The organism is Streptomyces klenkii (assembly GCF_003626645.1).
Classification (GTDB): Bacteria; Actinomycetota; Actinomycetes; order Streptomycetales; family Streptomycetaceae; genus Streptomyces; species Streptomyces klenkii.
The window spans coordinates 227994-246082 of sequence record NZ_RBAM01000009.1 but is presented as its reverse complement, the minus strand read 5'-3'; the positions used below and the strand labels follow the sequence as shown (position 1 = coordinate 246082).

The window sequence follows — 18089 nt, the reverse complement described above, 5'->3', positions numbered from 1 at the left end:
AGAAGGCAGCAGAGGAGCCGGCCATGCCGCACACAGTGGAGTGGAACGTTCACGTCGACCTGGTCGAGGACGCCGAAGGCAGGACGAGGGCCCGTGCCACGCTCGACACCGGGACGACGACCGTCACGGGCCGCGGGGCGGCGGCGTGCGCGCCGGGCGACCGGGACATCCCGGAGATCGGCGACGAGTTCGCGGCCGGGCGAGCCCTACGCGATCTCGGCGAGCAGTTGCTGCACACCGCGGAGCACGACGTCGCCGCGGTGGGGGCGGCGCCCGAGCCCCGGCGGTCGCCGATGTACGGGTGGCCGTTGTAGGAGCTCCGGCCCCTCGGGCCCCGGCCCGCCCGGAAGGCGGGCGAGGACGGCGGGCGAGGACGGCGGGCGAGGACGGCGGGCGAGGACGGCGGGCCGGGCTCCGCGCCCGGCCCGCGGCCGGGGGTGCCTCACACCCCGACCGTCTCCTCCATCTCCTCCTCCGCCGCGGGCCCGGCGTCCCGGTGCTTCGCCGCGGGCCGGCGCGTGCGCGTCTCCGCGTACCAGGCGGCGGCGGTCACGGCCATGCCGACGAGCAGCCACAGCGCCAGCGTCACCACGTGCCCGCCGAGTCCGTTGCTGTCGAAGTAGACGAGGCTGCGGGTGCCCTCGACGAAGCCGGCGCCGTTCCAGAAGGAGTGCAGTCCGGCGAAGAAGCCGTTCTGGAGCTCGGGCCGGTACACGCCGCCCGCGCTGGTGAAGTTGAGCATCACGAAGAGCACCATCATGCCCAGCGTCGTCCAGCGCTTGAGGAAGGTGTGCAGCCCGACGCCGACGAGGAGGATGCCGGCCGAGTAGGCCCAGGCCATGCCCCACAGGCCGGCGAGGCCGTGGTCGAGGAGGTGGAAGACCGGCCCGGCCAGGACCGCGCCGAAGACGCTGACCACCAGCGACGTCGCCACCGCCAGCGCGGCCCGCAGCCGCATCGGCAGGGTCGCGCCCGCGGCGCCGAGCACGGCGACGGAGGCGTACGAGCCGATGCTGAGCGCGACCAGCAGGAAGAAGATGCCCTGGCCGGTCGGGTCGCCGTCGGCGGGCCGCGCGACGTCGGTCACCTCGAGCGGGGCGCCGGTGCGGGCCGCGACGGGCGTGAAGGCCTTCTGCACGGCCACGGCGGTGGTGTCGGAGCCGGCGGAGGCGACCAGCAGCTCGGGGGCGTGCCGGTCGGGCACGTAGGCGCCGAACACGTCCTGGTGGCGGAGGGCGCTGACGGCGGCGTCGCGGTCGGCGACGGTGCGGACGGCGAGCTTGTCGCCCGCCTTATCGGCGATGCCGCGCGCGAGGGCGCTCGCCTCCGGTCCGGACCCCACGACGGCGACGGGCAGTTCGTGCGGTGCGGGCTGCGAGAACGCCCCCAGGTAGGCGAGGCCCATGCCGAGGCACATCAGCAGCGGGGTCAGCAGGTGGGTCAGTACGTGGCGCAGCGCGCCGCGGGTGTCGGGTCCCATGGTGCTTCGTCGGCTCCCCGGAAAATAGTTGACTTATACAACTTCATCTTTAAGTTGTACTATACAACCAGAACCCGAAAGGACGTACCGTGCCCGACCGTGACGCCTCCCTGGAGACGATCCAGCGCGAACTGACCGCCTTCGCCCGCCGTGCCCGGGCCGCCGCGGCCCGCCTGCACCCCGAGCTGTCGCTGGTCTCGTACACCCTCCTCGCCCACCTGGAGGAGCAGGGCGGGTGCCGCGCCACGGACCTGGCGGCGCACTACCTGCTGGACAAGTCCACGGTCAGCCGGCAGATCGCGGCCCTGGAGCGGCTCGGCCTGGTCGAGCGGCTGCCCGCCCCCGAGGACCAGCGCGCCCAGGTGCTGCACCTGACCGCCCGCGGCGCCGAGACGCTCGCCCAGGTCGCCGCCAACCGCCGCGACGCCTTCCGGGAGCGCCTCGGCGACTGGGACGGCGCCGACCTCGACCGCTTCGCCGCCTACCTGCTGCGCTACAACACCTCGGCGCGGATGCCCGGCCGGCGCTGACGCCCGCCCGCAGGACCCGGAACCCGGCGCACCCCCGTACCCGCCCCACCCCGAAATCCAACACCCCCTCCCGAAACCTGGGCATTTAGTCACTCGTTGGGCTGTTTTGTCGCCCCGATGGGTGAGCCTCCCTCCCCCGACCCGCTATGCAGGCCTGGAGCGAAGGAAACGACCTGCCGGCAGGCACGGACGGGAAGACGGAAGACGGCGAACGGAAGGGTGTGGGGACCGTGCACCCACGCGGAGACGACCGCGGCCAGGGCGGCCCTTCCCCCTCCCTGGCCGCCGCCCCCGGCGAGGAGCTGCGCCGGCTGCGGCAGCAGCGGGGCATGTCGCTGGCCGGGCTGTCCCGGCTCGTGCACTACACCAAGGGCTATCTGAGCCGGGTCGAGACCGGCGAGAAGCCGATGACGCCGGAGGTGGCCCGGCGGTGCGAGGAGGTCCTCGGGGCCGGCGGCGCGCTGACCCGGCTGGTGCCGGAGCCGGACGGCGGGCGCCGCACGGCGCGCTCCGGGCTGCTGGAGGTGTGCCCCTACCGCGGCCTGGCCGCCTTCGACGCCGCCGACGCGGGCTGGTTCTTCGGCCGTGACCGGGCGACGGCCGCGCTCGTCCGGCAGCTGACCGAGCGCCTGGACGGCTCCGGGCCGGTCGCCGTGGTCGCGGCGTCGGGCACGGGCAAGACGTCGCTGCTGCGCGCGGGGCTGGTGCCCGAACTGCGCCGCGGCGTGCTGCCGGTGCCCGGGTCGAGCCGCTGGCCGGTGGTGACGATGCACCCCGGCGAGCAGCCCGTCGGGGAGCTCCTGTCCCGGCTGGCGGACGCGTCCGGGGCGGACCGCGACCACCTGCGCCGGGCGCTGGCCGGCGGCGGGGCGGAGGCCCTGGCCCGGGCCGCGCACGCCGCCCTCAACCGCCGCCCCCGGCAGGCGGGCCGGCGGCCGGGCGGCACGGGTCCGGGGGGAGCGGGCCCGGACAGTGCGGCGGCGCCGAAGCGGGCCGTGCTGGTCGTCGACCAGTTCGAGGAGGTCTTCACGCTGTGCCCGGACGCCCGGGAGCGCGCGGATTTCATCCGCGCGGTGCACGCGCTGGCGACGATCCCGGAGCACGCGGGCGGCCGGGGCGGCTCCGCTGCGCTGGTGGTCCTGGGCATGCGCGCCGACTTCTACGGCAAGTGCCTGGCGTTCCCCGAGCTGGCGGCCGCGCTGCGCACCGGTCAGCTGCCCCTGGAGCCGATGCGGGCGCAGGAGCTGCGGGAGGCCGTGGTGCGGCCGGCGCAGGCGGTGGGCCTGGAGCTGGAGCCGGGCCTGGCCGAGCTGATCCTGCGCGACCTGGGGGCGGGCGGCGACGGCCTCGGGGAGAACGGCGGGAAGGACGGCGGCCTGTACGAGCCCGGTGCGCTGCCGCTGCTCTCCCACGCCCTGCTGGCGACGTGGCAGCGGCGCCGCGGCAGGCTGCTGACCGTCGAGGGCTACCAGCAGACGGGCGGCATCGCCGGGGCGGTCGCGGCGACGGCGGAACGGGCGTACGGGCGGCTGTCCCCCGGCTGCCGGGGCGCCGCCCGGGCCGTGCTGCTCCAGCTCGTACGGGTCGACCAGGACGGGCGGTCCGCGCGCCGGAGGGTGTCGCAGGAGCGGCTGTCGCGGGACCTCGGCGGGCAGGCCGGGGCGGCGCTGGAGGTCGTGGAGGCCTTCACGCGGGCGCGGCTGCTGTCCGTCGACGCCGACCGGGTCACGCTGGCCCACGAGGCGGTGCTGCGGGCGTGGCCGCGGCTGCACGGGTGGATCGAGGCCGACGCCGCGGCGCTGCACGGCTTGCAGCAGCTGAGCGCGGCGGCCGGGCAGTGGGAGGCGGAGGGGCGCGACCCGGCGCTGCTGCCGCGGGGCAGCAGGCTGGCGGCCGCCCGCGAGGTGGCCGGGCATCCGCCGGCCCCCGTGGGCCGGGCCGAGCGGGCGTTCCTGGACGCGGCGACGGCGCTGGCGGCGGCCGAGCGGGAGGCCGAGCGCCGCCGGGCCGGCCGCCTCCGCCGGCTGCTGGTGTCGCTGGCCGTGCTGCTGGTGCTCACGCTGGCCGGCGGGGCGACGTCGGTGCACCAGAGCCTGCGGGCGGAGGCCGAACGGCACGTGGCCCACTCCCAGGAGCTGGCCTTCCGCGCCGTCGCGGGCGGCGCGCCCCGCCCCGAGGTGGCGATGCTGCTCGCGACGGGCGCGTGGCGCGACGCCCACACCGCGGCCGCGGCCAGCGCCGTGCTGAGCACGCAGGCGCTGCCGTACGCCGGGCGGCTGACCGGCCACCGCGAGCGCGCCCTCGCCGTGGCCTGGCTGCCCGGCGGGAAACGGCTGCTGTCGGCGGGCGCGGACGCGACCGTACGGGAATGGGACGCCGGTACGCACCGGCAGGCGGCGGTGACGGGGACCGGGTCCGCGGTCCGCGCGCTGGCCGCGGCACGGGTCCGCGGCACGGTCGCGTGGGGCGACGAGGCGGGCGCCGTGACGCTCCAGGACCGCGCGGGCGGTCACACCGCACCGCTCGCCCTGCCCGCGGCGAGCAGGCACAGCGGCGCCGTCCGCGGCGTGGCCCTCTCGGACCGCGGGGAGCTGCTGGCCTCGGCGGGCGAGGACGGCACGGTGCGGCTGACGCACCTGGACGGCGGCCGGCCCCGTACGGAAGTGCGGGACGCCGGCCTGGGGTTGCTGTACGCCGTGGCCGTCAGCGGCGACGGCCGGCAGGTCGCGGCCTCCGGCCGGGACGGGCGGGTGTGGCTGCTCGACGTGCCCGGCAATCGCGCGAGGGTCGTCGGCACCCGGGAGTTCGGCCGCGTTCGGGCCCTGGCCTTCTCGCCGGACGGGCGCCGGCTGGCCACCGGCGAGTGGCAGGACCGCATCGGCCTGTGGGACACCCGGACCGGCCGGCGGGAAGCGTCCCTCGAAGGCCCTTCGGACTCGGTGTTCGGCGTGGCGTTCTCGCCGGACGGCAGGCAGCTGGCCGCGGCCAGCCAGGACGACACCGCCGGCATCTGGGACATCGCCGAGCGCCGCCGCATCGCGCAGCTCGCCAGCCACATCGGCCCCGTCCACGCCATCGCCTACTCCCCCGACGGCCGCACGCTGGCGACGTCCGGCGAGGACGGCTCGGTGCGCCTGTGGACCCCGCAGGCCGCCGTCACCACCCCGCTGCCGGGCTCGGCCTGGCAGGACGGGGCCCTCAGCCCGGACCGCTCCCTCCTCGCCGTCGCGGGCCGGGACGGCACCGTGCGGCTGCTGCGCACCGCCGACCGCGGCCTGCGCACGGTGACGGCGGGACAGGAGCCGGTGCGCGCGGTGGCGTTCAGCCCCGACGGGGCACTCTTCGCGGCGGGCGACGAGCAGGGCACCACCACCGTGTGGCGCACCGCCGACCCCCGGCGGCCGGTCCACCGCTGGCGGGCCCACGACCGGGCGGTCACCTCGGTGGCCTTCCGCCCCGGGGACGCCGGGGCCCTCGCGACGGCCAGCGAGGACCACAGCGCGAAGGTGTGGCGGCTCGCCGGGGACGGCGCGCTGGCGGAGCAGTCGCTGCTGGGCCACGACGACGCCGTCTACCGCGTGCTGTTCCTCGACCGGGCGACCCTCGCCACCGGCAGCCTGGACAACACCGCCCGGATCTGGCGGCTCTCCGACGGCCGCGAGCTGCGCCGGCTGGCCGAGCACGAGGACACCGTCCTCGGCCTGGCCGCGGACCGGCACGGCATGCTGGCCACGGCCGGCCGCGACCACACCGTCAAACTCTGGGACCCCGCGAGCAGCAGGAGCCTGCGCACCCTCGCCGGGCACACCGGCCCCGTCACCTCGGTGGCCTTCAACCCGGCCGGCACCCGGCTGGTGAGCACCGGCCGCGACAACACCGTACGGATCTGGGACCCGGCCACCGGCCGGCCGCTGCTGACGCTCACCGGCCACACCGGCCGCGTCCGGTCCGCGGCCTTCCTCGGCGACGGCGGGCCGGTGGTGTCCGTGGCGGAGGACGGCACGGTGCGCTGGTGGGACCTGGACGTGCCCGGCGTCCTCGCGCGCACCTGCCGGGCGCTGGGCAGCGCCACGGGCCGGCCGCTCTGGGAGCGCCTCCTGCCGGACGTGCCGTACGCCCCCGGATGCCCCTGACACTCCGCCCTGACGCTCCCTCAGGCGGCCCCTCCCCCACTTGCGCATCACGGCCGGTGGGGGGCGGTTGCCCGCCGCCTCGTCCACCGAGGGCAACGGGCAACCCCTGTTCCGCACGGCTGCCGCGCTCCGAGACTCGAACCATGGGAAACGGGACGAACCCACCCCATGCAGTGCATTCCTCCGAGTCCGAGACAGGGAACCGCCATGGACAACCGCCGCGCCATCGCCCCGGTCACCGCCGTGCTCCTGTTCCTCACCAGCGCGCTCCTCGCCCTCACCGGCGCCACGGCCGCCCCGGCCCTCGCCGCCGCGCCCTTCGCCGCCCACTCCGGCACCCGCGCCGGCACCGGCCCCGAGCCCGACACCGACCCCGACGCCGTGGACGAGGGCGTGGACGAGGCCGTCGACGGGGCCGTGAACGAAGCCGCCGAGCGGCAGCGCATCGTCGACCGCACCACCGACGCCCTCACCACCCCCAAGCGCTTCCGCCTCAAGCCCGGCGGCCCCGTGCTCCGCAGCGTCCCGGGCCGCCCGGACCGGGACACCAACTACCTGGGCAAGGGCAACAGCAACGCCAACATGAACGAGTACAACGGCTTCGCGCGGAACCCGAACGCCCGTCAGTGGTGCGGGTTCTTCGCGGCGGCGATGTGGGGCCGGCGCGGCGTCCCGGCGGACGCGGGCAGCAGCCGGGCCTGGCGCACCGGCGTCGGCCGCCGCTGGCACCCGTACGCGGCGGGCCGCCTGCCGAAGCCCGGCGACGTACTGATGTGGGCCGGCCGGGGCACCGCCGGGCACGTCGGCGTCGTGGCCGCCGTCTCCGGCACGCGGGTCACGACCGTCGAGGGCAACACCGGCTACCACAGCGACAGCATCGCCCGGCAGCGGTACGAGTGGACGGGCGCCGGGCCGGTGCTGAAAGACCGGTCCAAGACCATCCAGGGCTTCGCCTCCCGCTTCTGAGCCCCCTTCACCCCCCCAAAAAAGCCCGCAATCCGCACACAGGAACCGAACCCGCCTCCGCAAAGGACACCGTCATGGACACCCGCCCCGCAGCTCTCACCGGTCTCCGCCGTACCGGCGCGGCGCTCCTCACCGCCCTCACGCTCGCCGGCAGCGCCGTCGCCGCCACGTGCACCACGAGCGTGACCGTCACGGCCACGGCGACGGCCACCGGTGGCACGGACGGCGCCGCCGGGGCGTGTCCGCTCGCGTCGGCCGTCCCGGTTCGCGCCGTTGCCTCCCGGCCTGTCCATGGGTGATCATGCGGTCCATGCACAGCGACCTCTTCGCCCACCAGAACATGGCCAAGCCGGCCACCGCCCCCGGCATGTCCGTCCACAACGCCAAGTCCATCGTCTACGCGGTCGACGGCGAGTGCTACGCGCGCCAGGGCTCGATGGTCGCCTACCGCGGGGACCTTCAGTTCGAGAAGCAAGGCCAGGGCGTCGGCAATTTCCTCAAGCGCGCCGTGACCGGCGAGGGCCTCGCCCTGATGACCGTGCGGGGCCGCGGGGAGGTCTGGTTCGCGCACGAGGCGGCCAACTGCTTCATCGTCGAGATAGCCGCCGGCGAGAGCCTCACCCTCAACGGCCGCAACGTGCTGTGCTTCGATCCGACGCTGTCCTACGAGATACGGACCGTGAAGGGCGCGGGCATGACGGGCGGCGGGCTCTTCAACTCCGTCTTCACCGGCCACGGGAAGCTCGGGGTGATGTGCGAGGGCAATCCCATCGTCATCCCGGTCTCCGCGCAGTCCCCGGTGTACGTGGACACCGACGCCGTCGTCGGCTGGTCCACCGCCCTGCACACCTCGCTGCACCGCTCCCAGAGCCTGGGCTCGATGCTGCGCGGCGGCTCGGGCGAGGCCGTCCAGCTCAAGCTGGAGGGCGAGGGCTTCGTGATCGTACGGCCCAGCGAGGCGAAGCCGCAGAAGCCGCAGAACGGCTGAGGCGGATGCTCGGCCGGCTGGCCTCCGCCGTGGTGCCCGCCCTCGGGCGGCTCACCGTCACGTCCGACACCGGCGCCGCTCTGGCGCCCGGAAGCATCATCGCCGCCAACCACACCTCGCTGGCCGACCCCGCGGTGGTGCTCGCCGCGCTCCACCGGCTGGGGGCGGCCCCCGTCGCCCTGGCCGCCGCCGGCCTGTGGCGGATCCCGCTGCTCGGGCGGATGCTCACCCACGAGGGCTACGTGCCCGTTCACCGCAACGACCCGCGGGCGGTGCAGGCGCTCGACGGCGCGGCGGCCGCGCTCGCGGACGGCCGGCTCGTGCTCATCTACGGGGAGGGCTCCGTTCCCCGCCGCAAGGACGCGGGCGAGGCGGCGCCCCGCCCCTTCCGCGGCGGGCTCGCCCACCTCGCCCTCGCCACCGGCGCCCCCGTCGTGCCGCTCGGCCAGGCGGGGGCCCGGCGCGTCACCTCCGGCAGCCGCCCCAAGCAGCTCGCCGGGCTGTTCACCGCGCCCGTGCGCCGGCCGGCCCTGCACGTGCACATCGGCGCACCCGTCCGGCTGACCGGCGACCGGGCGTCGGCCACCGTGCGCGCCCACGCGGCGGTGACCAGCGCCTGGCGCACCGCCGCGGAACGCATAGGAGAGCCGGTCGGCCTGGCGGCGTGAGAGCCGCACGGGCCGCGCCCGGCCGCACGGCCCTAGCGTCTGGCCTGGGGGTCGTCGCACCCCTGGCCGGAGCCGCCCTTGCCGTCCGGAGCGATCTCCGAGGCCCAGCCCTCGGGAGGCTCCTGGTACGGGCTGCAGGTCCCGCACGAGGCACACGTCCACCTGCCGTGTACCCCGAGGACGACGGACCCGCAGCCGCTACAGGTGTTGGTGGTGTAGTACGGCTCGCCGGGTGCGGCGTGTGAGCGCCATGCCTGCTCTTCCATGTCACCCAGACTGCCATGAACACTGTGAGCACGAGGACTTCCCGTCGGGACCGTTGATGGTCGACGCGCCACATTCGGGACAGTTCATGACCCCCTCTTCCTGCCTGCGGCGCCAGCCGAGCAGCAGTCAAAAGCCGGTCGCCCGGCCTGAGTTGAGCCTTGGTTGCCTTCACCATCGGCCAACCGGGGCGAAGGCACCAGACACCGCACCCGAAGTGTGATAAGCGCGATGCCGAGCGGTGGCGGCCGTCCCGTGCGGTGCCCCCGGTGCCTCCATAAGCCGGTTGACAAAGACCGGACCCTGTAGTGGATTCGCCACCGTGCACCCCCCTCAACTCAGCAGCCCCACAAGGCTCACCAAGCTCACCCGGCACATACGCTCCGTCGCTCCCGCGGACGCCGTCACGGCCGGCTTCCTCGCCGTGCTCATCGGCATCACGAGCTCCGTGGCCATCGTCATCACCGCCGCGCAGGCGGCGGGGGCCACCGGTGCCCAGATCACCTCCTGGATGTTCGCCCTGGGCATCGGCATGGGGGTCACCTGCGCCGGGCTCTCGCTGCGCTACCGGGCGCCGGTGGTCACGGCGTGGTCCACGCCGGGCGCGGCGCTGCTGGCGACCGGCCTGCACGGCGTGTCGATGGCGGAGGCCGTGGGCGCGTTCCTGCTCTCGGCGGTCCTGGTGATCGTCAGCGGCGCGACCGGCTGGTTCGAGCGCGTCATGGACCGGATTCCGGTGCCGCTGGCGTCGGCGCTCCTGGCCGGTGTCCTCGTGCAGTTCGGCACCGGTCTGTTCACGAAGATGCAGCAGGACGTCGCCGTGGTGTTCCCGATGTTCGCGGTGTACCTGGCCTGCAAGCGGTGGCTTCCGCGGTACGCGGTGATCGGCGCGCTGGCCGCGGGCGCCGCGGTGAGCGCGGTCCGGGGCGAGTGGCGGTTGCACGGGCTGCACGTGGCGCTCGCCGAACCCGTCTTCGTACGGCCCGAGTTCTCCTGGCAGGTGCTGGTCGGCGTGGGGCTGCCGCTGTTCGTGGTGACGATGGCGTCGCAGAACCTGCCGGGGGTGGCCGTGCTGCGCGGCGCCGGCTACCGCACGCCGGTCTCGCCGCTGCTGACCTGGACCGGGATCGTCAACGCGGTGCTGGCCCCGTTCGGCTGCTTCGGCCTGAACCTGGCCGCCATCACCGCCGCGATCTGCACGGGCCCGGAGGCCCACCGCGATCCGCGCAGGCGTTACCTGGCCTCGGTCTGGGCCGGTCTGTTCTACGTGACGGTGGGCCTGTTCGGCGGTGTCGTGGGCTGGCTGCTGACGGCCATGCCGGCCGCTTTGGTGATGGGCATCGCCGGGCTGGGGCTGCTGGGCACGATCGGCTCCTCGCTCCGGGCCGCCGTGGCGGACGAGCGCATGCGGGAGCCCGCAGTCGTGACGTTCCTGGCCACGGCGTCGGGCATGACCCTGGCCGGCATCGGCTCGACGTTCTGGGGGCTGCTGGCCGGGGTGCTGGCCATGTTCGTCCTGGGCGGACGGCGGCGCCGCGGGAGGACCGCGGCGCCGCAGGGCGGGGAAGGGGCGGAAGAGCCGGTGAAGGAGCCGGAAGCCGCGCCCCGCTGACGTCAGGCGGTGGGCGCCCCGGACACGCGGCGCTCGCCGCCGTTGCGCTTCTGCCAGGCGCGGTAGACGTCGGTGGCGGCGTCGCGCGGCTCGTGGCGCATGGGCAGGCGGCGCTCGCTCCAGTCCTTGGCGAACTCCGCGTAGAAGGTGTTCAGCTCGAAGTACTTGCGGTCGTCGACGTAGTGGGGCTCGTAGTCGTCGCGCCCGGTGAGGAAGACGACCTCGTCGGGGCTGCAGTAGTAGAGCGAGCCCAGGCACATCGGGCAGGGGTGGGCGAGCACGTAGATGGTGGTGCCGGTGAGGTGCTCGGTGCCGAGCCGGGTGCAGGCCTCGCGGATGGCGAGGATCTCGGCGTGCGCGGTCGGGTCGGAGGTCTGGGCGACGAGGTTGGGGCTCTCGGCGAGGATCTCGCCGTCCTTGACGATGACGGTCGCGAAGGGGCGGCCGCCCTCCTCGACGTTCTTGCGGGCGATGTCGATGGTGCGCTGGATGAAGTCCATGGGGTGCCTGCTCCTGGGTGGCGCGGTCCCCCCGCGCCCGGCGGGGTGCCGGGCGCGGGGGCCGCAGGGGAGATCGGTCGCGGAAGGCTCGGCCGGAGCGGCCGGGTCAGAAGGGCTTCGTCGGCAGGTACTTGCCGTCGAGGGTGATCACGGCGCGCTCGCCGCCCTCGGGGTCCGCGACCTTCTTCACGTCCAGCTTGAAGTTGATCGCGCTGATGATGCCGTCGCCGAACTGCTCGTGGACCAGGGCCTTGAGGGTCGTGCCGTAGACCTGGAGCATCTCGTAGAAGCGGTAGATGGTCGGGTCGGTCGGGATGCCACCGGGGATGGAGCCGCGGGTCGGTATGGCCTGGAGCAGCGTCACGGCGTCCTCGTCCAGGCCGAGCAGCGCGGCGACGGCCCGGGCGGAGTCCTCCGGGAGGGCGTGCTGGCCGAGGACGGCCGCGGTGACGAAGGCGACGGACAGGCCGGCGGCGTCGGCCACCTCCTGCCAGGTGAGGTCCTTGCGCGTCTTGGCCTCGACGGCGGCGATCGCGAGCTGCTGACGGGCCTGCGGGTCGAACTGGGCGTGGATGGTCATGGGGTGTCCTTCACTGGTGTACGGGTGATGGGTGATGGGTGTGCGCCGGGCGCGGTCAGGCGGCCAGGGGTGCCGCGAAGCGGCCGGCCGCGGCGTCGAGTTCCTCGACGGTGCCGCTGCCGATGTCGAAGACCCAGCCGTGGAGGCGGACGGCGTTCCGGGCGAGGGCGCGGGCGACGGACGGGTGCGTGGCCAGGTTCGCCAGCTGGGCCCGGACGTTGTCCCGGACGAGCGCGGCGACCTTGCCGGCCGTGTCGTGCGAGCCCTGCGCGGGGGCGGTACGGGCCCGGGCCGCGTCCGCGTGCCGCAGCCAGCCGGCCACGGCGGGCAGGGCGGTGAGGTCGTGCTCTTCGGCGAGGGCGGTCATGGCGCCGCAGGCGGAGTGCCCGCAGACGATGATGTCGCTCACGCCGAGGACGCCGACGGCGTACTCGATGCTCGCCGCCACGCCGTCGGCGCCGGGCGCGTGGGCGGGGACGAGGTTGCCCGCGGTGCGGATGACGAACAGCTCGCCCGGCTCTTGCTGGGTGATCAGTTCGGGGACGACGCGGGCGTCGGAGCAGCCGATGAACAGCGTCTTCGGCTTGTGGTGCCCCGCCAGGCGGGCGAAGAGCTCCGCCCTGGCCGGGAAGACGTCCCGCTGGAATTGCGCGACGCCCTGGGTGAGGTCATGCATGGTCGCTCCCTTCGGTGGGTGTCGGCCTCGTTGGGCTGACGAGATCCACCATGCATGACCTGCACCTATAGTGTCCAAGATATGTAATCCATGACTGCTATTGATTTCATCTATAGCTGGTCGCCGGGGGCGTCGTCACGCCGGCGGGGATGCGGTCACGGCAGCTGCTGTTCCGTCCAGACCGTCTTGCCTTCGCGCCCGTAGCGCGTGCCCCAGCGCTCGGTGATCTGGGCGACGAGGAAGAGGCCGCGGCCGCCCTCGTCGGTGCTCCGCGCCCGGCGCAGGTGGGGGGCGGTGCTGCTGGTGTCGGAGACCTCGCAGATGAGGCGGGGGCCGCGGATGAGCCGCAGGGTGACCGGCCCGCCGGCGTAGCGGTAGGCGTTGGTGACGAGTTCGCTGACGATGAGCTCGGTGGTGAAGACCAGTTCGTCGAGCTCCCAGGCGCTGAGCTGGTCGGCCATCAGCGTGCGGGCCTGCCCGGCGGCGCGCGGGTCGGCCGGCAGCGTCCAGGTGGCGACGCAGTGTTCCGGCAGCACGCGGGTGCGGGCGAGGAGGAGGGCGACGTCGTCGCCCGGCTCGGCGGGCAGGAGGGCGTCCACGACGGCTTTGGCCAGCTCGTCCAGCCGGCAGCCGGGGCGGGCGAGTTCCTGCGAGAGGCGGTCGAGGGCGGCGTCGACGTCGAGGGCGGGGATCTGGATGAGGCCGTTGGTGAAGAGGGCCAGGAGGCTGCCTTCGGGGAGGTCGAGCTCGGCCGCCTCGAAGGGCAGCCCGCCGAGGCCGAGCGGGGGCCCGGCGGGCAGGTCGGGGAAGCTCACCTTCCCGTCGGGGGTGACGACGGCGGGGGGCGGGTGGCCGGCGCGCGCGAGGGAGCAGCAGCGGGAGACCGGGTCGTAGACCGCGTAGAGGCAGCTCGCGCCGGTGACCTGGTCGAGGGGGAAGTCGCGGCTGTTGTGCTCCTGTTCGGCGGCGAGGCCGTGCACGAGGTCGTCGAGGTGGGAGAGGACCTCGTCGGGGTCGAGGTCGAGTTCGGCCAGGGTGTGGACGGCGGTGCGCAGGCGGCCCATGGTGGCCGCGGCGTCGAGGCCGTGCCCGATCACGTCGCCGACGACGAGGGCGACGCGCGCCCCGGACAGCGGGATGACGTCGAACCAGTCCCCGCCGACGCCTTCCACCGCGCCCGCGGGGATGTACTGGTGGGCGATCTCGGCGGCGGGCAGCTCGGGCAGTTCGCCGGGCAGCAGGCGCACCTGGAGGCTGAGCGCCGCGTGGTGCTGGCGGGTGTAGCGGCGGGCGTTGTCGATGCAGACGGCGGCGCGGGCGGCGAACTCCCCCGCGAGGGTGAGGTCGTCCTCCTCGAACGGCTCGGGGGAGCGGGAGCGCCAGAGGGTGACGAGCCCGAGGACGAGGCCGCGGGCGGCCAGCGGCAGCATCATGACGGAGTGGGGGCCCAGGGACCTGGCGCGCTCGGCGCGTTCCTGCGCGACGACGTCCAGGTCCTCGGGGGTGCGCAGCTCCGGTACGAGGATGGGTGTCTGCTCGGCGAGGCACCGGCCCTGGGGGGTCTCCGGGGCGAAGCGGATGAGGCCGCCGAGCGGGTGGAGGGCCTCCTCGGCGCCGGGCGTGTCGGTCCTGATGGCCGTGCGGCGGACGGGCCCGAAGCCGTCCTGCGAGGGCTCCTCGCCGCGGCTGACGGGGTCGAGGAGGTCGACGGTGGCGCAGTCGGCGAGTTCGGGGACGAGGACGTCGGCCAGCTCGTGGGCGGTGGTGGTGACGTCCAGGGTGGTGCCGATGCGGGCGCCCGCCTCGTTGAGCAGGGCCAGCCGGAGCCTGGCGCGCTCCCGTTCGGTGACGTCTTCGACCAATTGGGTGACGCCGAGGATCTCTCCGGCGGAATCCTCCATACGGAACGCGGAGACGGCGACGTAGCGGATGCGGGAGGGGTCGCTGAGCAGGCGGCACGGCTGCTCGGTGAAGATCATCGGGTGTCCGGTGTCCAGGACGTGCCGCAGGCCGCGCTCCACGGTCTCGGTGTCGGCCGCCACGATGAAGTCGCCGGTCCTGCGGCCGCGCGCCTGCTCGGTGGTGATGCCGCCGATCCGGGCGACGGCCCGGTTGACCCGCAGGATGCTGAGGTCGGGGGCGTGGACGGACAGGCCGATGGGCGCGCGCCGGAACAGCCCGTCGAGGACCGACCGGTCCGTCTCCCACTGGATCACGTCCTGGGCGGGTGCGCCGACCAGGAACCATTCGCAGTCGGGGCTGCCGCGGGTGACGCGGCGGGCCCGGACGCCCACGGTGACGCGCCGGCCGTCGCGGTGGCGGACGGGCACGACGCCGAACCAGCCGGAGGCCTTGAGGCACGCGGCCGTCGCGGCCGCGATCCGCTCCCGGTCGGCGGGGTCGACCAGCACGTCGAGCGCGGGCCGGCCGAGCACGTCCGCGCCGCGGTGGCCGAGGAGCGCCTCGGCGCGGTCGCCCCACCCGACGACGGTTCCCCGGTGGTCCAGCACGGCCGAGGCCGAGTTGCCGACCGAGAAGGGGTCCTCGGGGCTCTCGTGGAAGCGCGTCATGGGTTCGTCCGTCAACGGGGCCTCCTTCCGCCGGACGCGCCGCGGCTGCCGTCTTCTCCCTCCACAGTGATGCGTGCGGGGCGTCGGCGCTTGCCGGCCGCCGGTCCGGGAGTGGCGCGCACGGGTGGCGGGCGCTCGCCCGGACGGAGCAAGGAGGGCCGGGCCGGCCGGTGGCGAGCGGTGCCTACCGGGGGCCGGGACGGCGGTCCGCGGGGAGCGCACAGGCGGCCGTTCCGCCGGGGAGCCGGTGCCGGTTGTCCGCGATCAGGCGGTACAGGCCGTGGCCGGCCCAGCGGGCCGGCGGGAGGGTGAGCACCGCGCCCGGGACGGCCCATGCGCCGGGCGCGCTGAGCAGGAGCTTGGCGACGGCCTGGGCGCCGCCGTGGACGGTGCCGCCGGGGGCGATCCACAGCAGTTCGTGCTCGGCCCGCTCCCGGGTGACGCCCAGCTCGTCCAGGTCGGCGAACTGCCAGGCCACGACGGAACAGTTGGGCCGGACGTACTTCTCGGCGAACCGCACCGAGGTGGTGCAGAAGGCGCAGTCGCCGTCGTAGACGAGCACAGGTCGGGTTCCCATGGGCCCATCATGCCGGGGCCGGTGCGGGGGGGTGACGCCGGGGTCGCACCGGAGGCCGGCGGGTCAGCCGTCGAGCGCGATGCCGTTCTTCGCCTTCTCCATCGACTCCTCCGAGGGGTTGCCGGAGGCGTTCTCGTGCGCGATGGCCTGGTTGAGGGCGACGTACGGGCGCATGCGGGTCTCGTAGCGGGCGAACGCGGCGGCGTGCCCGCCGCCGTCCCGCTTGCCGAGCTCGCCGGCCAGTACGTAGGCGCCGACGAGCGCCAGGCTCGTGCCCTGCCCGGAGAGCGGCGAGGGGCAGTAGCCGGCGTCGCCGACCAGGGCCGTCCTGCCGCCGGTCCAGCGGTCCATGCGGATCTGGGCCATCTGGTCGAAGTAGAAGTCGGGGGCCTCGCGCATGGCCCGGAGCAGCCGCGGCGTCTCCCAGCCCACGTGTGCCAGCCGCTCGGCCATGAGGGCCTTCTGCTCCCCGGTGTCGCGGTGGTCGTAGGCGAGCGGGCCGGCCTTGAAGCCGAGGGTGATCCTGATCTCGCTGTTGTCGCGCACGGGGTAGACGCAGTAGGTCGCGGCGCCGGCGGCGGACTCGTGGTTGAGCCAGATCTCCCAGTCGTCGAGGCCGAGGAAGTTGGGCGCGCTGAAGACGGTCAGGTAGGCGCCGAGGTGGCGGACGTAGTCCTCTTCGGGGCCGAAGGCCAGCCGCCGCACCTTCGAGTGCAGGCCGTCGGCCCCCACGACGAGGTCGAACGTCCGCTCCGGGCTCCGCTCGAAGCCCACCCGTACGCCGTCCGGCCCGTCGTCGAGCGTGGTGACGGAGTCGTCGTAGACGAACTCCACGCCGGCGCCCATAGCCTGACGGTGCATCAGTGCGGTGAGATCCTCGCGCAGCAGCTCGATGTCCGGGCTGTCCAGGCGGCCGCCGCTCATGGTCATCTCGGTGGAGCGCCACGTCTCGTTGCCTTCGCCGTCGAGCATGGCCATGCCGCGCAGGCGGGTGCGGGCGGCGCGGGCCTCGTCGAGGATCCCGGACCGGTCGAGGACGCCGAGGGCGGCGCCGCGGACGTCGATCGCCTGGCCGCCGGGGCGGACGGCGGGGGCCCGCTCGACGACGGTCGCGGCGAAGCCGTTGCGGCGGAGCCAGTAGGCGAGCGTGAGCCCGGCGACGCCGGCACCGGAGACGAGGACGTTCTGCATGGGGATCACCTTCGCTGAGCGGGTCTGTGCGTGCGGCCTGAACGTGTGGCCTGTACGCCGGTCTGTACGGTGTACGCAGAACTGAATGTACGGCGTACGCGCACGCTTGCCAAGCGCCCATTTCCCAGGCTTTTAGTAGTCGTGAACTAGTACAGAGGGCCCTGGCACCCGCATCTCCCCTGCTAGCCTGTGTACTAGTACAAGAAAGAGGAGGCCGTCCCTTGACCGGAAAATCGGTCCCGCCGTATCTGCGCATCGCCGCCGAACTGCGCGAGCGCATCGCCGGCGGCGAGCTCGCGCCCGGCGACCGCGTCCCGTCCACCCGGCAGATCGCCCAGGAGTGGAACGTCGCGCTCGCCACGGCCACCAAGGTGCTGACGACCCTGCGCCAGGAGGGGCTCGTACGGGCCCGGCCGCGCGTGGGGACCGTGGTCGCGGGAGCGGAGGGGGACGACCGGGCGGCGCCGGAGTCGGAACCGAAGCCGGCCTCAGCCACAGCCTCAGCCGCTTTCGCCGAAGCGGGCGGGAGCGCAGCCGGGGCCGCCGACCACGAGCTGACCCGTGACCGCATCGTCCGCGCGGCCATCGCCGTCGCCGACTCCGAGGGGCTGTCCGCCCTGTCCATGCGCGGGATCGCCGGCCGGCTCGGCGTCGCGGCCATGTCCCCGTACCGGTACGTGAACAGCAAGGACGACCTGGTGTGCCTCATGGCGGACGCCGCGTTCGCGGAGCTGTCCTACCCCGCGGACGCCCCTGCGGACTGGCGGCGGCGCCTCGAAGCAGGGGCCCGCGCGCTGTGGGCGGTGCACCGCGCACACCCCTGGCTCGCACACCTCGGCCCCCTCACCCGCCCCATGGCCCTGCCGCACCTGATCGCCTACTCCGAGTGGATGCTCACCGCCCTCCGCGGCCTCGGCCTGGCCCCGGCGATGATGCTCGACGTGAACGTGCTGCTCTACAGCTACGTCCAGGGCACCGCGGTGCACCTGGAGCGGGAGAAGCAGGCCGCGGGGGACACCGGGCTCTCCGGCGAGCAGTGGATGGACGCCCAGGCCGCGGCGTTCGACGCCCTCACCACCTCCGGCCGCTACCCCGTCTTCGCCGAGGTGACCGGGTCGTTCGACGCCGGCAACGGCTACGACCTGCGCCTCGACGAGGTCTTCGAGCTCGGCCTGACGTCGATGCTGGACGGCCTGGCCCTGCGGATCGGGGGCGCGGACCCGGGCCGGTGACGGCCCGGCGCGGCTCCGCGGACCGCCCGGCGCCCGCGCACCCCCTACCCGTAGTACTTCAGAGCTACCCCGCAGAGGGCTCCCCCGTACGACGCCGACCACGGCGTCTCCTCCATAGCTTC

Annotated in this window: 17 protein-coding genes; 9 read left to right on the top strand and 8 right to left on the bottom strand. The window is 74.6% G+C overall.

Annotated elements, in window-relative coordinates; all coding sequences use genetic code 11:
• The first annotated feature begins 23 nt into the window (after positions 1-23).
• Positions 24-314, top strand: coding sequence for a dsRBD fold-containing protein (locus D7231_RS22855; RefSeq protein WP_120757374.1), 291 nt, complete (start codon positions 24-26; stop codon positions 312-314).
• A gap of 128 nt (positions 315-442) precedes the next feature.
• Here the strand turns inward: D7231_RS22855 and D7231_RS22850 are convergent, their stop codons facing one another.
• Positions 443-1480, bottom strand: coding sequence for a hypothetical protein (locus D7231_RS22850; RefSeq protein WP_120757373.1), 1038 nt, complete (start codon positions 1478-1480; stop codon positions 443-445).
• 89 nt (positions 1481-1569) lie between these two features.
• On the opposite strand from D7231_RS22850, the gene D7231_RS22845 reads away from it, so the two are divergent.
• From D7231_RS22845 to D7231_RS22820, 6 genes are all read left to right on the top strand, one after another.
• Positions 1570-2010 (top strand): MarR family winged helix-turn-helix transcriptional regulator, encoded by a 441-nt coding sequence (locus tag D7231_RS22845; protein WP_120757372.1) that lies wholly within the window; start codon positions 1570-1572, stop codon positions 2008-2010.
• A gap of 230 nt (positions 2011-2240) precedes the next feature.
• Positions 2241-6143, top strand: coding sequence for an nSTAND1 domain-containing NTPase (locus D7231_RS22840; protein WP_158673801.1), 3903 nt, complete (start codon positions 2241-2243; stop codon positions 6141-6143).
• A gap of 207 nt (positions 6144-6350) precedes the next feature.
• Complete coding sequence (locus tag D7231_RS22835; RefSeq protein WP_120757370.1) at positions 6351-7109, top strand: CHAP domain-containing protein; 759 nt, start codon at positions 6351-6353, stop codon at positions 7107-7109.
• A 74-nt stretch (positions 7110-7183) separates the two neighbouring features.
• Positions 7184-7408, top strand: coding sequence for a hypothetical protein (locus D7231_RS22830; protein ID WP_120757369.1), 225 nt, complete (start codon positions 7184-7186; stop codon positions 7406-7408).
• Positions 7409-7419: 11 nt separating this feature from the next.
• Positions 7420-8097, top strand: coding sequence for an AIM24 family protein (locus D7231_RS22825; RefSeq protein WP_120757503.1), 678 nt, complete (start codon positions 7420-7422; stop codon positions 8095-8097).
• Between the two features lie 5 nt (positions 8098-8102).
• The gene (locus D7231_RS22820) at positions 8103-8765 is read left to right on the top strand and encodes a lysophospholipid acyltransferase family protein (RefSeq protein WP_120757368.1); all 663 of its coding nucleotides are present in this window, start codon (positions 8103-8105) and stop codon (positions 8763-8765) included.
• A 32-nt stretch (positions 8766-8797) separates the two neighbouring features.
• Here D7231_RS22820 and D7231_RS36240 read toward each other — a convergent pair whose 3' ends face one another.
• Positions 8798-9031, bottom strand: coding sequence for a hypothetical protein (locus D7231_RS36240; RefSeq protein ID WP_147449779.1), 234 nt, complete (start codon positions 9029-9031; stop codon positions 8798-8800).
• Positions 9032-9351: 320 nt separating this feature from the next.
• Here D7231_RS36240 and D7231_RS22815 point away from each other — a divergent pair, with 320 nt between their 5' ends.
• Entirely contained in the window at positions 9352-10641 is a 1290-nt protein-coding gene (locus D7231_RS22815; protein ID WP_120757367.1) for a benzoate/H(+) symporter BenE family transporter, read from the top strand.
• 2 nt (positions 10642-10643) lie between these two features.
• Here D7231_RS22815 and D7231_RS22810 read toward each other — a convergent pair whose 3' ends face one another.
• The 6 genes from D7231_RS22810 to D7231_RS22785 all read right to left on the bottom strand — a co-directional run bounded on the left by D7231_RS22810 (position 10644) and on the right by D7231_RS22785 (position 16735).
• A complete protein-coding gene (locus D7231_RS22810) occupies positions 10644-11141 on the bottom strand; it encodes a nucleoside deaminase (RefSeq protein WP_120757366.1) in 498 nt (165 codons plus the stop codon).
• 106 nt (positions 11142-11247) lie between these two features.
• Positions 11248-11721 carry a cyanase gene (cynS, locus tag D7231_RS22805; protein ID WP_120757365.1) on the bottom strand — a complete coding sequence of 158 codons (474 nt, stop codon included), beginning with the start codon at positions 11719-11721 and terminating at the stop codon, positions 11248-11250.
• A 55-nt stretch (positions 11722-11776) separates the two neighbouring features.
• Entirely contained in the window at positions 11777-12397 is a 621-nt protein-coding gene (locus tag D7231_RS22800; protein WP_120757364.1) for a carbonic anhydrase, read from the bottom strand.
• A gap of 155 nt (positions 12398-12552) precedes the next feature.
• Positions 12553-14967: a SpoIIE family protein phosphatase gene (locus D7231_RS22795; protein WP_120757502.1), complete on the bottom strand. Its 2415-nt coding sequence runs from the start codon at positions 14965-14967 to the stop codon at positions 12553-12555.
• 184 nt (positions 14968-15151) lie between these two features.
• Positions 15152-15544 carry a thiol-disulfide oxidoreductase DCC family protein gene (locus D7231_RS22790; protein ID WP_120757363.1) on the bottom strand — a complete coding sequence of 131 codons (393 nt, stop codon included), beginning with the start codon at positions 15542-15544 and terminating at the stop codon, positions 15152-15154.
• A gap of 63 nt (positions 15545-15607) precedes the next feature.
• Complete coding sequence (locus D7231_RS22785; protein WP_120757362.1) at positions 15608-16735, bottom strand: FAD-dependent monooxygenase; 1128 nt, start codon at positions 16733-16735, stop codon at positions 15608-15610.
• A gap of 221 nt (positions 16736-16956) precedes the next feature.
• On the opposite strand from D7231_RS22785, the gene D7231_RS22780 reads away from it, so the two are divergent.
• Positions 16957-17967 carry a TetR/AcrR family transcriptional regulator C-terminal domain-containing protein gene (locus tag D7231_RS22780; protein WP_120757361.1) on the top strand — a complete coding sequence of 337 codons (1011 nt, stop codon included), beginning with the start codon at positions 16957-16959 and terminating at the stop codon, positions 17965-17967.
• Positions 17968-18089 lie beyond the last annotated feature (122 nt).